The following is a 14,993-nucleotide window of genomic DNA, read 5'->3' as shown; positions in this document are numbered from 1 at the left end:
CGGTCCCACGGGTTGCTTGACTGCCCAGTAAACAAACCCACTTGGGAGAGGGACAGCAATGACGCAAGCGGACGCCCCCCGTGCCGCCGCGGTGGGCAGGCTCCAGGATCTCCTGTTCGGCTACGCCACCGCCGCCATGGTGCACACCGCCGTCGGCATGGGGGTCTTCGACCTCATCGACGACAACGACGGCAAGCCGGCGCACGCCCCGGAGCTCGCCGCCTCGGTCGGCGCCGACCCGGACGCGTTCAACCGCCTGCTGCGCGCCCTCGCCGTCCAGGGCGTCCTCGAGGAGGCGGGCGAGGGCTGCTACCAGCACACCGAACTCTCCCGCCTGCTGCGCTCCGACGCCCCCGGCGGTGTCGCCAGGATGGCGCGCCTGAGCGCCCTGCCCGCCATACGCGACCCCTGGACCCACCTCGACGAGGCGGTGCGCACCGGCGGCTCCGTGTTCGCGAAGGTGTTCGGTCGGCCGATGTTCCAGCATTTCGCCGAGGACCCCGAGTCCGGCGGGATCTTCAACGAGGGCATGACCGCCAACACCCAGCTCTTCGGCGCCAGGGCCGCCGAGTCCGTCGACCTCTCCGGCGCCACGACCGTCGCCGACATCGGGGGCGGCCACGGCGCCCTGCTGGCCGCCCTCCTGCGGCTCCACCCGCACGTGTACGGGGTGCTGTTCGACCTCGAACCCGTCGTCAAGGGCGCCGTCGCCGACCTGACCGAGGGCGGCGGCCTGGCCGACCGCTGCCGGATCGTCGCGGGCGACGCGCACAACGAGATACCCGTCGAGGCGGACGTCTACCTGCTCAAGCACATCCTCCACATGTGGGACGACGAGACCTCGGTGCGCGCTCTGCGCAACATCGCCGCCTCCGCGCGCCCCGGCGCCCGCGTCCTGGTCCTGGAGATGCTGATCGGAGGCGGGGGTCCGTATGCCACGTACCACTCGTTCCTCGACCTGTTCATGCTGCTCAGCCCCGGCGGCCGAGAGCGCACGGAAGCGGAGTTCGCCACGCTGTTCGAACGGGCGGGGCTCGTCCACCACGGGGTCACCCCGGTCACCGGCGGCCAACTGGCCCTCATCGAGGCCCGCGTGCCCGACCCGGCGGCCCGAAGCTGATCGTCCGGGCCCGGGCAGACGGTCTGTTCAGGCGGGCCCCTGGCGATGTTCCATGGTGGGGCGGCCGCCCGGCGGGGTGCGGCCGCAAACGGATCGAGCGAGGTGGCCTTGCCTGCAACCGTGCGTTGTACGTCCATCACCGTCCCCGGTGTACGTCCCGGGCCGGAGAACCCGCTGCCGCCGCTGCTCGCGCCCCGTGAGGCGCACCGGGTCGACAACCGCGGCGGCCTGCCCCGGGACATGGCGCGCCAGATCGGATTCGCCCCGGTGGAATCCGTTCTGCCGTACCGGACGCTCGACGCCTACGGTCGCGGACGCGGGCCCCTGCGCCTGACCGCCCTCGTCCTCGAGAACGAGCGGCTGCGCGCCACCGTGCTGCCGGAGCTCGGCGGGCGGCTGTACTCCCTGGTGCACAAGCCTTCCGGGCAGGCCCACGAGCGGAACCACTACGCCGCGCAGGCGGGCGTCGCCAACAAGGGCGAGCGCGAACTCCTGTACCGCAATCCCGTCCTCCAGCCCGCGAACTTCGCCCTCAACGGCGCCTGGTTCTCCGGCGGCGTCGAGTGGAACATCGGTGCCACCGGCCACACCGCGCTGTCCTGCGCGCCCGTGCACGCCGCCCGGCTGACGGCCCCCGACGGAGGGGAGATGCTCCGGCTGTGGGAGTGGGAACGGCTGCGCGACCTGCCGTTCCAAGTCGACCTGTGGCTGCCCGCCGACTCCGAGTTCCTCCATGTGGGTGTGCGCATCCGCAACCCCCACCCCCACGACGCCGCCACCTACTGGTGGTCCAACACCGCCGTGCCCGAGACCCCCGGCACGCGCGTCCTGGCCCCCGCAGACCGTGCCTGGCACTTCGGCTACGAACGCTCCCTGAAGAGCGTTCCCGTCCCCCAGTGGGACGGGCTGGACCGCACCCGTCCCAGCCGGGCCGAGTACGCCGCCGACTACTTCTACGACGTGCCCGACGGTGAGCGGCGGTGGATCGCCGCCGTGGACGAGAGCGGCTTCGGCCTGGTGCAGACCTCCACCGACACCCTGCGCGGGCGCAAATGCTTCCTGTGGGGAAGCGGCAGCGGCGGCCGGCGGTGGCAGGAGTGGCTGACCGAGCCCGGCACCGGCGGCTATCTGGAGATCCAGGCGGGCCTGGCCCGGACGCAGTTGGAGCATGTGCCGCTGGAGGCGGCCTCGGAGTTCTCCTGGCTCGAGGCGTACGGGCCGGTGAGCGCCGACCCGGCAGCCGTGCACGGCGACGACTGGGCGGCGGCGCGGGGCGCGGTGGCACGGCGGCTGGAGGAGGTCCTGCCGCGCGCCGATGTCGATGCCGCCCATGCCATGTGGCTGCCGTTCGCCGACAGCCCGCCGAAGGACGTCCTCGCGGTCGGCTCGGGATGGGGCGGTCTCGAGGTGGCGGTGGGTCAGTACGACCTGCCGGGAACGCCGTTCGGAGCGGTGGAACTCGGCGCCGACACGGTGGGCCCGGACCAGCAGCCCTGGCGGGACCTCCTGGAGGTCGGGGGGATGCGCGAGGCACGGGTGGAGGAGCCGCCGGGACCCTCGCTCGTGGGGCGCCACTGGCGGGACATGCTGGAGACCGCGGCCCCCTCGTGGCGTACGGAGTACCACCTGGGCGTGGCGGCGTGGCACGCGGGCGACAAGGCGCAGGCCGTGCGCGCCTGGGAGCGGTCGATGGACCGGGGGCAGACTCCCTGGGCCCTGCGCTGCCTGGCGCTGGCGGACCTGGACGCGGGCGAATGCGCCCGAGGGGCGCAGCGGCTTCTGGACGCCTTCGGGCTGATCGACCGGGTGGTGCACCACGCACCGACCGGCAGCCCGCCCGCGGTGGCGCTGGCGGCGCTGGGCCGTGAGGCGGTGGAGGCCCTGCTGGAGGTCGGCAGGGCGGAGGACGCGCGGACGGTGCTCGACCAACTCCCCGACGGAGTGCGCCGCAGGGGCCGCTTCATGCTCCTGCACGCCCGCACCCTGCTCGCCTCGGGCAATGCGACGGGGGCGAAGGCCGTCTTCGACGCGGGGTTCGAGGTGGAGGACCTGAGAGAGGGCGAGGAGATACTGGAGGAGACCTGGGACGCAATCGTGGAACGGCTGGTCGCCGGGGACACCCCGGCCACCGACGCCGACACGGACACCGACCGCGAACGCGCCCGCGCCCAGCACCCGCTTCCCCACCGCTACGACTTCCGCATGCGTCCGAACAGGCCGGAACGGGCAGAGGAGCGCTGACGGGCGCCGTGCGCCCGAGTGGCCGCGGGCGCGACGCCCGCCGCCCGGCCCGACGCCGCCCGGCCGGGTGGCCGGGCGGTCCGGCTGCGAGGAGCCGCGGCCGCGACGCGCCCCGCCGCGGGCCGGGCGGCATGGGTGCGCCGATCCGGCGCCCGCGGCGGGCAGCCGGGCGGCACCGGGGCCGCTGCGGGACCCGCCGCAGGCCGGTCGGGTGGCTGGGTGGGTGGCCCGGCCACCGGAAGGGCTGGCCGCCGGAGGGGCGGCGAAGGGTTCGGCTGCTTCGGAGTGGGTCGGGCGGTGGTTGGGTGCTGGAATCGGCTTGTGCCGCGGATGGGTCGGGTGGCTGGGTGGGGTGGTTCGGCCGCGGTGTGCGGTCGGTTGTCGGAGGGGGCGGCCATGGGTCCGGCCGCCCCGAAAGCGGGTGCCGGACACACGCTGGTCGAGTGGTGCCCGGGTGCTGACCGTGTCGGCTTTCGTAATTCCGGGGTGCCCTGACACGGTGGGGGAATGCAGCACCCCGCACCCGACCGCGGTTCGTCGCGGACACCGGGCGGTTCGCCCGCCCGGCCTGCCCTGCTCGACCTTGCCTCCGACGAGGCGGGGCTGCCTGCCCACCCCGAACTGACCGCACGGCTCGGCGGCGCCGCCCACCTCACCAGCGTCGGCCCCGCCGCCGGAGGCGAACCCGTGCGCACCGCCGCCTGCGGATGGTTCGCCCGCAGGGGTCTGCACACCGCGCCCGACCGCGTCGTCTTCGGCCCGGGGATCGAGCCACTGCTGTTCGCCGTCCTCGCCGCCGTCGAGGGCGATGTCCTGCTGACCAGGCCCTGCCGCCATGTCGCGGCGGGCCAGGCGGCGCTGCTGGGCCGCCGGGTCCACCGCGTCCCCGCCCCCGCCGAGTGCGGGGGAGTCCCCGACCCGTTCGCCCTGCTGGAGACCGTGCGCCGGGCGCGCTCGGGAGGCGGGAACCCCCGTGTGCTCGTGCTGACCGTGCCCGACGACCCCACCGGCACCGTCGTCCCGCCCGAACTCCTCCATGAGATCTGCGAGGCATCCCGCGACCTCGACCTCGTCGTCGTCGCCGACGAGAGCCGCCGCGATCTGGCCCACCACTGCGACACCGTGGTGGTCAGCCCCGCCGAGATGCTGCCCGAGCGCACGGTGGTGCTCTCCGGCCTCGGCTCCTCTTTGGACCTGGGTGGCTGGCGGACCGGCTTCGCCCGCTTCCCCGAGGGCTCCATCGGCGACCGCCTGCTGCGCGACGCCACCGAGATCGCCGAGCACGTCTGGGCGGCGCCCGCGGCCCCCGTGGAGGACGCGGCCGCCTACGCGCTGTCCGAGCCCGACCCATTGCGCGCCTACGTGGAAGCCGCGGCCCGGCTGCACGCCGTGGTGGCGGCCGAGGCCTGCCGCGTCGTATCGGAGGCGGGGGCGCTGTGCCGCCCGCCCGAGGCCGGGTTCTGCCTCTACCCCGACCTCGCGCCGGTGAAGGCGCGGCTCGCCGAGCGCGGGGCCGGGGACGCGGCGTCCCTCGAGCGCCGACTGCTCGAGTGGCACGCGGTGGCTGTGCGCGGCGGCCACCGGTTCGGCGACGACCCGTCCGCTCTGCGCTTCCGCGTCACCACCGGTGGTTTCTACGGGGCCACGGACGAGGAGCGCTGGGAAGCGCTCAACGCGCCGGCGCCCCTTCGGGTCCCGCATGTGGCGCAGGCACTGAGCCGATTTGCCGAGGCCTTCACCGAACCCACAGATGGATGACATACGGTCGAAGGCGGCCGTCCGCCCCCGGATCTTCTCCTTGACGGATAAAGATTGGGGGAGTTGCGCCGTCCGTTTGCCTCCAACCCCGGTCAGCAGCAGCCATTTTCCCTTTACCAATGGCCCGCCCCCGAACGGAGCCCGCCATGACTGAGCAAACCGAACGCGTTGTCGCCAAGCCCCGCCCCCTCGGCGAGGCCCGGGTGTGGCCCAGGTCGTTCGCCGACCGCCTCACCGACCCGCTGCCCCGGCTGCGGGACATGGTCAGGGTGGTGAAGGAGGGTGGGCTGCGCCCGCGCGGACAGGCGCTCGCCGACCTGCCCCTTCTGCCGGTCGACCGCTCCGGGCTGCCGAAGGCGTCCGCCGGTCAGACCTGGGTCACCTGGGCGGGCCACGCCAGTTGGGTGGTGCGCACCGGAGGGCTCACCGTGCTGACCGACCCCGTGTGGTCCACCAAGATCCTCGGAACCCCCGCCAGGGCCACGCCGGTCGGCGTGGAGTGGGCTCAACTGCCCCGTATCGACGCGGTGGTGATCAGCCACAACCACTACGACCATCTCGACCTGCCCACGCTCAAGCAACTGCCCCGCGAGACACCGATGTTCGTGCCCGCGGGCCTCGGCAGGTGGTTCCGCCGCAAGGGGTTCACGGTGGTCACCGACCTCGACTGGTGGGAGTGCGTCGAACTGGACGGCGTCCGCTTCGACTTCGTCCCCGCCCACCACTGGAGCAAGCGCGGCCTGAACGACACCTGCCGCTCCCTGTGGGGTGGCTGGGTCATCACCGAACCCGCGGGCGCGCGGCTGTACTTCGCGGGGGACACCGCGTACGGCCCCTGGTTCAAGGAGATCGGCCACCGCTATCCGGGTGTCGACCTGGCGTTGATGCCCATAGGCGCCTACTCCCCGCGCTGGGCGCTGCGGACGGTCCACACCGATCCGGAGGAGGCCGTGCGCGCCTGCCTCGACGTGGGGGCGCGGCGGATGGCGCCGATGCACTGGGCCACGTTTCTGCTCTCCACCGAACCCGTGCTCGAGCCGCTGCACCGGGTGCGCGCCGCCTGGGAGGCCGCCGGCCGCCCCCGTGAGGACCTGTGGGACCTGGCGATAGGGGAGTCCCGCGGGCTGGACCGCCCGGAACGGTGAGCCGGCCGCCGGGGCCGCCGAGTGTCGGGGGCCGCCCAGCGTCGGGGGCAGTTGAGTTGAGCGTCAGGGCAGCCGAGCCCCGGGCCCTGACGACCTCATAGGACCGTCGGACTCTCGGGCCCGCCGAATTCCCTGGCCGTCAATTCCCGAACGCGCCGTACTCCCGAACCGCCGTACTCCCGAACGCGCCGTACTCCCGAACCGCCGTACTCCCGAACGCGCCGTACTCCCGGACCCGTTGAGCCCCGTTGAGCGCCTACGGTCTCCTCAGCCGCCGCCACGCGCTCGGGCCCGCGCTGATGGCGACGGTCAGGCCCACCGCGAGCGCCACCCCCTGCCACGGCTCGGGGAAGAGCGAGCCGCCGAGGATGCCTATCGCCTGGTACAGCCCGGCCCATGCCAGGCACGCGGGTATGTCCCCGCGGATGAACACCCGCAGGTGCATCTGCGACAGCAGGCAGGCCAGCATCACCGGTATCCGGCCCGCGGGCACCAGCCGCGACACCACCAGCACCGCGATGCCGTGCTGTTCCAGGCCGCGTTGGGCCGAGGCCAGACGCTGTTCGGGAGCACGGTCGCGCAGCCACAGCGAGCCATTGCGCGAACGCACCCCGCGCCGCCCCAGCCAGTACAGCGCCACATCCCCGAGGAACGCCGCGAAGGCCGCCACGCAGAACACGAGCAACAAGGTGAACGGCGCCTTGTGGTGGAAGCCGACCACCGCCGCCGAACTGACCAGGGCACCCGTGGGCACCACCGGCATCAGCGACCCGAGCACGATCAACAGGAACAGCGAAGGGAAGCCCACCGCCTGCTGGGCCGACTCCGACGCGCTCTCCGAGGCCGCCGCCGCGAGCATCGCGATCACCGCTCCACCCGCCCGTTCAGACTCACGCTCTCCCCGTGCCGCAGCAGATGCACGGCCACCTTCGGGGCCAGCTCACCGGAGTGCCGGACGAAGTCCGTGCCCGGCGCGTGGAACTCGTGCGGGCGCACCGCGTCCATCCCGATCGGCCAGAAGGTGCCGAAGTGGATGGGCACCGCGGCCCCCGGCCCGATCCGGTCCAGCGCCTGCGCCGCCCGCCGGGCGTCCAGATGGCCGGGGCCGAGGTTGGGCCCCCAGCCGCCGACCGGGAGCAACGCCGTGTCGCACGGTCCCACGGCCGCCTCCAGCCCCTCGTACAGCGAGGTGTCGCCCGCGAAGTACGTCGTGGACTCACCGTGCACCACATATCCCAGCGCCGGAGCCACCGCAGGGCCCATGGGCCAGCGGCGGCCGTCGTGCGCCGCCGGGACCGCGCGTACCACCAGCGCGCCCATGGCCACCTCGTCGCCGACGCGCACCTCGGTCAGCTCCAGCCCGCGCGAGCGCAGCCTGCGCAGCCCCGGCACGACCTTGAGCGCGCCGTGCGGCACCAGCACCCGCGTACCGGGCGCGAGCCGCGCCAGCGACGGCACATGCAGATGGTCGGCATGCAGATGGGAGACGACGGCGAGGTCCGCGCGGGCGGCATCGGGCGGCGGCACCGGCCCGCGCCTGCGGCGAAGGTGGGCCAGTCGCCGGGGGAAGAGCGGGTCGGTCAGGACGCGCACCCCGCTGTCCTGCACGGTCACGGTGGCATGGCCCCACCATGTGATGGTCGCCACCCGCATCCCTCCCCTGATCCGTCCCGGACATCCGTCGGGACCGGTACCCGCGGGCCCACGCACGAGGTTATGTCAGGGGTGGGCCGAGCCGGACGGTGAGGCTGATCCCGATACTGGACGGGACGAACCCCGCGGGACCTGGTCCGGCGGGCCGGGGCTCCGGGCAAGCGCGAGGCAGCGAAGGCCGAGTCCGGGGCAGGGCGAGCGCGGCGCATGCCGAGCGCTGGGCAGGCCGAGCGCGGGGCAGTGGAAGCACGGGCAGTGGAAGCGCGGGGCAGTGGAAGCACGGGGCGGCACGAGAGGGCGGGCGACAGTGAACCGGTGGCGAGCGGCAGGGAGGTCCCTGGTGCGGGTGCTCGCGGTCTGGGCCGTGGTGACGGCCGCCATCGCGGTGCTCGCGGGGGTTCTGCCCGACTTCCGGATCCAGTCCCCCGACGGCGACAGCCCGACCCGGATAGCCATGACCGCCGGGGTGGCCGCGGCGTCGTTCGGGCTGCTCAGCGCCCTGGTGTGGCCGCTGATCGTCCGGGCGCTCCTGCTCGTGCCCGCCCTGGTCCTCGGTGTGCTGGTCTTCTTCCTCAACGGGGCCGTGCTCCTGCTCGCCCTGCGCCTGGTCCCGCAGGACCGCGGAACGATCAGCGCCGAGTCCGCCGTGGTCATCGCGGCCGTGCTCTCCGCCGCGTCCTCGGCCGCCAACGCCTGGCTGTCGGTGTACGACATGGAGGCCTACCGCCGCCGCCTCGCCCGCCTCGCCGGGCGCCGGCGCAAGCACAGGCGAGTCCCCGAGCCGGACGCCGAGGGCCACGTCGCGCCCGGAACGGTCTTCCTCCAGCTCGACGGGCTCGGCCACGACATCCTCGAATCCGCCATCGAGGGCCGCCATCTGCCCACCGTGCAGAAGCTGCTGACCGGCGGAACCCACCGCCTCGTGCCATGGCGCACCGACTGGAGCAGCCAGACCGGTGCCAGCCAGCTCGCCATCCTGCACGGCTCCAACGACGACGTCCCCGCCTTCCGCTGGTACGACAAGGACACCGGCCGTCTGATGGTGTGCAACCGCCCCACCAACGCGGCCGAACTCGAACGCCGCCACGACGGCCGCCCCGGCCTGCTCGCGCACGACGGCGCCAGCCGCGGCAACCTCTTCAGCGGCGGCGCCGAGCAGAACGCGCTGGTGCTCAGCGTCTCCGGGCGGCCGGGCAGGCGCAGCCGCTCCGGGTACTTCGCCTACTTCTCCGACCCGGCCAACGCCACCCGTACCTTCCTCGCCTTCGTCGCCGAGGTCCTCCGGGAGATCGGGCAGGGACTGCGCCGGCGCGTCAGGGACGAGCGGCCCCGCGTGCCCAGGGGCGGGATCTACCCCTTCGTGCGCGCCTTCGCGACCGTCGTCGAGCGGGACGTCGTGGTCGCCGCCGTCATGGGGGACATGCTCGTCGGCCGGACCGCCGTCTACGCCGACCTGGTCGCCTACGACGAGGTGGCCCACCACTCCGGGGTGCGGTCGCCCGAGACCCTCCAAGTGCTGCGCAGGCTCGACAAGGCCGTGGAACTTATCACCGGCGCCGCCCAGTACGCGCCCCGCCCCTACCGCTTCGTCCTGCTGTCCGACCACGGGCAGAGCCAGGGAGAGACATTCACCGGCAGGTTCGGTCTCAGCCTGGACGACCTGGTGCGCACCGGCTGCGGCCTGGAGATCAGCCGCAAGGGGCGCAATCGCGCCGAGCGGGCGGAGCGGGGCGCCGAGGCCAGGGCGGCGGCCCGAGTCGCCCTGCGCCGCCCCGAGGGCGAGCCGCCCGAGCGGCCGGCCGGTGATCCGGTGGTCCTGGCCTCGGGCAATCTGGGCCTGGTCTCCTTCCCGGATGTGCCGCACCGGACGACGTACGAGGAACTTCAGGAACGCTTCCCCAAGCTCCTGGCGACGCTGACCGGGCATCCGGGCATCGGATTCGTGCTGGTGCGCAGCGAGGAAAGGGGGCCGCTGGTGATCGGCGGCTCCGGACAGCACGAGCTCACGACCGGTGTGGTGGAGGGCGACGACCCGCTGGCACCCTTCGGTCCCGGAGCCGCCGAGGCGGTGCTGCGCACCGACTCGTTCCCGCATGTGGCCGATGTGATGGTCAACTCGGCCTACGACCCCCGCACCGGCGAGGTGCACGCCTTCGAGGAACAGATCGGCTCGCACGGCGGTCTGGGCGGGGCGCAGGGGCGGCCGTTCCTGCTGCATCCGGTCGAACTGCCGCTGCCCCCGGGCGGCCTGGTGGGGGCGGAGGCCGTGCACCAGGTGCTGAAGGGGTGGCTCGAGGACGCGCGGCGGCCCTGCGCCCGCGCTGAAACCGTTCCCATGAATCGGCAGATCCCCTCCGCCGCCTCCGGTCCCGCGCTGCTGCCCAGTCCCGAATTCTCGGCAAGCTCTTTGCGCGACACCGATTGACGCTCCTTGGGAGCGGGTGCAACGCTTCCCGGCATCCGCATTCACCTCTGACCGAGGGAGTCGCGTTGGCCGTCACGATCGCAGAGGTGGCCGCCGCGGCCGGGGTGTCCACGTCGACCGTGTCGAGGTGCTTCGCAACCCCCGAACTCGTGCGTGGCGACACCCGGTTGAAGGTCCTGGGGGTGGCGGCGAGCCTGGGCTACACACCGAACCGGATCGCCCGTTCGCTCGCCGTGGGCAGGAGCCGTTCCATCGCGCTCATCGTTCCCGACATCGCCAACCTGTTCTTCGGACGCATCGTCAAGTCCGCCCAGAGCAGGGCCCGCACCAAGGACTACGCGGTCTTCCTGGCCGACACCGACGAACGCGCCAGGGAGGAGTACGATCTCGCCGTCGCCATGGGCAAGCAGGTGGACGGGCTCCTGCTGGTCTCCCCGCGCATGTCCGAGGAACAGCTGCACGACATCGCCGAGCGGACCCCCACGGTCCTGGTCAACCGCCCGCTCGCCGGGCGCTCCTGCGTCCTCGTGCCGAGCACCGAGGGCATGTGGCAGGCGGTCCAGCACCTCTACGCGCTCGGGCACCGCCACTGCGCGCACATCGCCGGCGCGCGGGGCTCGTGGTCGAGCGAGCGGCGCAGCCTCGCCGTGCGGGAGGCGTGCGAGGAATTCGGGATGACGCTCACGGAGTTCGGGCCCTACGAGCCGTTCTTCAGCTCCGGGGTGCGGGCCGCCGATCCGCTGATCGCCAGCGGAGCCACGGCCGTTGTGGCGCACAACGACATCGTCGCCCTCGGCGTGGTCTCCAGGCTCAACGAACGGCGGGTGTCGGTGCCGGGGGACATCAGCGTTGTCGGCGCGGACGACACCCTGCTGGCCAGGGCGGCCAGCCCCCCGCTCACATCGGTCCGCATCCCGCTGGAGGAGGTCGGTCGGCGCTCAGCCGACCTCCTGCTCGATCTGCTGGCGCCCGGTGAGGTGCCGCCGCCCGTGGAAGAGGTGCGGGTGGAGACCGAGTTGATCGTCCGCCGCTCCACCGGTCCCGTGCGCCAGGAGCCGGGGACGCGCACATCATGACGAGCGGCGTCATGACGGCGATTCCCGCTCCCTTACGGGAGGCGCGGCGAAGGAGTAGGTTCGGGAGCATCATATATGAGATGCCGTATGCGATGTGGGGATCTGTGATGAACGTTCTCAACGCGACCACCGTCGCCGTCCCCTCCCGCACCGAACTCGTCCTCGAGGCCGTCAAGCGCGCCATCCTCACCGGAGAGCTCAAGCCGGGGCAGCCCCTCGTCGAGACCGAACTGGCCCACATGCTCGGTGTCTCCAAGACGCCGGTGCGCGAGGCGCTCAAGACGCTGGCGGGTGCCGGACTGGTCGAGATGAGCCAGTACAAGGGCGCCTCCGTCCGCCCGGTCGACGCCGCCATGGCTCACGCCGTCAGCGATGTCCGCCTCCTCCTCGAACCCGAGGCGGTGTACCGGTCGGTGGAACTGGGCGCGTCCACCGACCGCGCCTCCGAAGCGCTCGGCCGAGCGGAGCGCGCCGACGACGCCGTGACCCGGAGCCTGGCCAACCGGGAGTTCCACCGAGCCCTCTACGCCCCCTGCGGCAACCCCCTGCTCACCCGCGTCCTGGACGATCTGCGCGACCAGACCGCGCTCGTCTCCGTCGCCGCCTGGAAGTCGATGCCCTCGTGGGAGCTCGAGGCCGCCGAGCACCGGTCCATCCTCGAGGCCGCGCAGGCCGGGGACCCGCAGGAGGCGTCGGCGCTGATGCGTGAGCACATCGCGGGGTTCGTCAGCCGCACCTTCCCCCAGGACCAGGACAGCCGGGACCAGGACAGCCGGGACCAGGACAGCCGGGATAGGGACAGCCGGGACCAGCACAGCCGCGGCTGGGAGGACGGCGGGGATCGGCGCAGCCATGAGCGCGCGGAAGGGACGGAGCAGTGACGACGACGGCCGACCTGCGGACGGCGCTCGCCGACGTGGTGGCGATCCCCGTGACCCCCTTCCACGGATGCGGAACCGTGGACCGCTCCACGTACCGGGCGCTGATCCGCCGCCTGCTCGACGGCGGTATCACGGTGGTCACGCCCAATGGCAACACCGGTGAGTTCTACGCCCTGACGCAGGCCGAGCGGCACACGGCGGTGGAGGACGCCGTCGCCGAGGCGGGATCGGACGCCCTGGTGCTCGCGGGTGTCGGCCACGACGCGGCGACGGCCGTGGAGGACGCCCGCCAGGCCCAGGAGGCGGGAGCCGGGCTCATCATGGTCCACCAGCCCGTTCACCCCCATGTCTCGCTCGACGGATGGGTGGAGTACCACCGGGAGATCGCCGCGTCCGTCCCGGGACTCGGCGTCGTCCCCTACCTGCGCAGCCCCCGCGTGCGCGGAGAACAGCTCGCCCGCCTCGGAGAGTTGTGCCCCAACGTCGTCGCGGTGAAGTTCTCCGTGCCCAACCCGGTGCACTTCGCGGCCGTGGCACGCGACGCCGGGTTCGACCGCTTCGTATGGATCGCCGGACTCGCCGAGCTGCACGCGCCCGGATACTGGGCGGCCGGAGCCTCCGGCTTCACCTCGGGCCTGGCCAATGTCGCTCCCGGGATCTCCCTGGCCATGCTCGCCGCCCTGCGTGAGGGCGACTACGCCGGAGCCATGAAGGTGTGGGAGCGCGTCCGCGCCTTCGAGGAACTGCGCGCCGCCGACGAGTCCGCCGACAACGTCACCGTGGTCAAGGAGGCGCTGGCCCAACTGGGCCTGTGCCGAAGGGACATCCGCCCACCGAGCAGCCCCCTGCCGCCGAGCGGCCGCGAAGCCGTGGCGAACGCGCTCGCGGGCTGGGGACACGGATGACCCGCACTCCCGAACGGTCGCCCAGGACTCCCGAAGGGGCGACCCTGGCCCCCGAACAGCTCCGCAGCGCCCGGTGGTTCAGCGGGGACCATCTGCGAGCCTTCAGCCACCGCTCCCGAGTGCGTCAGCTCGGCTACGGCCCCGAGGAGCACGCGGGCAGGCCCGTCATCGCGATCCTCAACACCTGGAGCGACATCAACCCCTGCCACATGCATCTGCGCGAGCGGGCCGAACAGGTCAAGCGCGGGGTCTGGCAGGCAGGCGGCTTCCCCCTCGAATTCCCCGTCGCCACCCTCTCCGAGACCTTCCAGAAGCCCACTCCCATGCTCTACCGCAACCTCCTCGCCATGGAGACCGAGGAACTGCTGCGCTCGTACCCGGTGGACGGCGCGGTGCTCATGGGCGGCTGCGACAAGACCACTCCCGCCCTCCTCATGGGAGCGGCCAGCGCGGGACTGCCCGCGGTGTTCGTCCCCGCCGGACCCATGCTGCGCGGCCATTGGCGCGGCACCACCCTCGGCAGCGGCACCGACCTGTGGAAGTACTGGGACGACAAACGCGCCGGACTCATCGGCGAGTGCGAACTGGCCGAGCTGGAATGCGGTCTCGCCCGCTCGCCCGGGCACTGCATGACCATGGGCACCGCCTCGACGATGACCGCCGCCGCCGAGGCGCTCGGCGTGACACTCCCCGGTGCCTCCTCGATACCCGCGGTCGACTCGGGACACCACCGCATGGCGGCCGACAGCGGCCGCCGCGCCGTCGAACTGGTGTGGCGGGACACCAAGGTCACCGACATCCTCACCCGTGAGGCGTTCCTCGACGCCGTGACCACCGTCCTGGCCCTCGGCGGCTCCACCAACGCCGTCATCCACCTCGTCGCCATGGCCGGGCGCTGCGGGGTCGAGCTGTCACTGGACGACTTCGACGCCGTGGCCCGGCGCACCCCCGTCCTCGCCAACGTCCGGCCGGGTGGTGCCCACCTCATGGAGGACTTCCACCGCGCGGGCGGGCTGCCTGCGCTGCTCGCCCAGCTCGGCGGCCTGCTCCACACCGACCGGCCCACGGTGTCCGGTGCGACTCTGGGAGAGCAGATCGCCGGGGCGGCCAGCCACGACGAGGACGTCATCCGGCCACTGGCCGACCCGCTCTCGCCCGAAGGCGGCCTTGCCGTCCTGCACGGCAACCTCGCCCCCGACGGCGCCGTCATCAAACCCATCGCCGCCGACCCCGCCCTGCTCGGGCACACCGGCCCCGCCGTCGTCTTCGACGGCTACGAGCACATGCAGGCCGTCGTCGACGATCCGGCCCTCGGCATCACGGCCGACACCGTCCTCGTGCTGCGGGGAGCCGGACCTGTGGGCGGCCCCGGGATGCCCGAGTACGGCATGCTCCCCATCCCCGCCCACCTGCTCGAGCGGGGGGTGCGCGACATGGTGCGCGTCTCCGACGCCCGGATGAGCGGCACCAGCTATGGCACCTGTGTGCTCCACGTGGCCCCGGAGTCCCATGTCGGCGGCCCGCTCTCCCTCGTCCGCGACGGCGACCGCATCACGCTCGACGTGGCCGCCCGCCGCCTCACCCTGCGTGTGGACGACACCGAGCTCGCCCGCCGCCGGGCCGCGTGGAAGCCGCCGAGCCCCCATTTCGACCGCGACTACGGCGCGCTGTACGCCGAGCACATCACCCAGGCCGACACCGGCTGCGACTTCGCCTTCCTCTCCCGCCCCGGCCGCGATCCGGAGCCGAACCCGCGCTGAGCGCCGTAGCGGAAGACCCCGGCGGCGTA

At 73.0% G+C, this 14,993-nt stretch carries 11 protein-coding genes; 9 read left to right on the top strand and 2 right to left on the bottom strand.

All coding sequences use genetic code 11. The annotated features are described in order from the left end of the window. The first annotated feature begins 58 nt into the window (after window positions 1-58). From IEY86_RS25265 to IEY86_RS25250, 4 genes are all read left to right on the top strand, one after another. On the top strand, window positions 59-1,120 hold the full coding sequence (locus IEY86_RS25265) for a methyltransferase (protein WP_189134136.1): 1,062 nt from the start codon (window positions 59-61) through the stop codon (window positions 1,118-1,120). 108 nt (window positions 1,121-1,228) lie between these two features. Continuing rightward, complete coding sequence (locus tag IEY86_RS25260) at window positions 1,229-3,361, top strand: DUF5107 domain-containing protein (RefSeq protein ID WP_189134135.1); 2,133 nt, start codon at window positions 1,229-1,231, stop codon at window positions 3,359-3,361. A 507-nt stretch (window positions 3,362-3,868) separates the two neighbouring features. Further along, entirely contained in the window at window positions 3,869-5,119 is a 1,251-nt protein-coding gene (locus tag IEY86_RS25255) for an aminotransferase class I/II-fold pyridoxal phosphate-dependent enzyme (protein WP_189134134.1), read from the top strand. 146 nt (window positions 5,120-5,265) lie between these two features. After that, a complete protein-coding gene (locus tag IEY86_RS25250) occupies window positions 5,266-6,264 on the top strand; it encodes an MBL fold metallo-hydrolase (RefSeq protein WP_189134133.1) in 999 nt (332 codons plus the stop codon). A 256-nt stretch (window positions 6,265-6,520) separates the two neighbouring features. Here IEY86_RS25250 and IEY86_RS25245 read toward each other — a convergent pair whose 3' ends face one another. Continuing rightward, complete coding sequence (locus IEY86_RS25245; RefSeq protein WP_189134193.1) at window positions 6,521-7,123, bottom strand: DedA family protein; 603 nt, start codon at window positions 7,121-7,123, stop codon at window positions 6,521-6,523. Between the two features lie 5 nt (window positions 7,124-7,128). Continuing rightward, window positions 7,129-7,917 carry an MBL fold metallo-hydrolase gene (locus IEY86_RS25240; protein ID WP_189134132.1) on the bottom strand — a complete coding sequence of 263 codons (789 nt, stop codon included), beginning with the start codon at window positions 7,915-7,917 and terminating at the stop codon, window positions 7,129-7,131. A gap of 340 nt (window positions 7,918-8,257) precedes the next feature. On the opposite strand from IEY86_RS25240, the gene IEY86_RS25235 reads away from it, so the two are divergent. The 5 genes from IEY86_RS25235 to araD all read left to right on the top strand — a co-directional run bounded on the left by IEY86_RS25235 (window position 8,258) and on the right by araD (window position 14,964). Beyond that, on the top strand, window positions 8,258-10,342 hold the full coding sequence (locus IEY86_RS25235; protein WP_229698737.1) for a phage holin family protein: 2,085 nt from the start codon (window positions 8,258-8,260) through the stop codon (window positions 10,340-10,342). Window positions 10,343-10,407: 65 nt separating this feature from the next. Beyond that, window positions 10,408-11,418 (top strand): LacI family DNA-binding transcriptional regulator, encoded by a 1,011-nt coding sequence (locus IEY86_RS25230; protein WP_229698736.1) that lies wholly within the window; start codon window positions 10,408-10,410, stop codon window positions 11,416-11,418. A gap of 107 nt (window positions 11,419-11,525) precedes the next feature. After that, window positions 11,526-12,299, top strand: coding sequence for a GntR family transcriptional regulator (locus IEY86_RS25225; protein ID WP_189134130.1), 774 nt, complete (start codon window positions 11,526-11,528; stop codon window positions 12,297-12,299). Then, entirely contained in the window at window positions 12,296-13,204 is a 909-nt protein-coding gene (locus tag IEY86_RS25220) for a dihydrodipicolinate synthase family protein (protein ID WP_189134129.1), read from the top strand. The genes IEY86_RS25225 and IEY86_RS25220 overlap by 4 nt, the downstream gene beginning before the upstream one ends. Further along, the gene (araD, locus tag IEY86_RS25215) at window positions 13,201-14,964 is read left to right on the top strand and encodes an L-arabinonate dehydratase (RefSeq protein ID WP_189134128.1); all 1,764 of its coding nucleotides are present in this window, start codon (window positions 13,201-13,203) and stop codon (window positions 14,962-14,964) included. Before IEY86_RS25220 ends, araD begins: the two co-directional genes overlap by 4 nt. Window positions 14,965-14,993 lie beyond the last annotated feature (29 nt).

The sequence above is a fragment of the Wenjunlia tyrosinilytica genome, assembly GCF_014646055.1.
Classification (GTDB): domain Bacteria; phylum Actinomycetota; class Actinomycetes; order Streptomycetales; family Streptomycetaceae; genus Wenjunlia; species Wenjunlia tyrosinilytica.
Note: the sequence above shows the minus strand (reverse complement) of the source record. Positions and strands in the feature narration are given on the sequence as shown.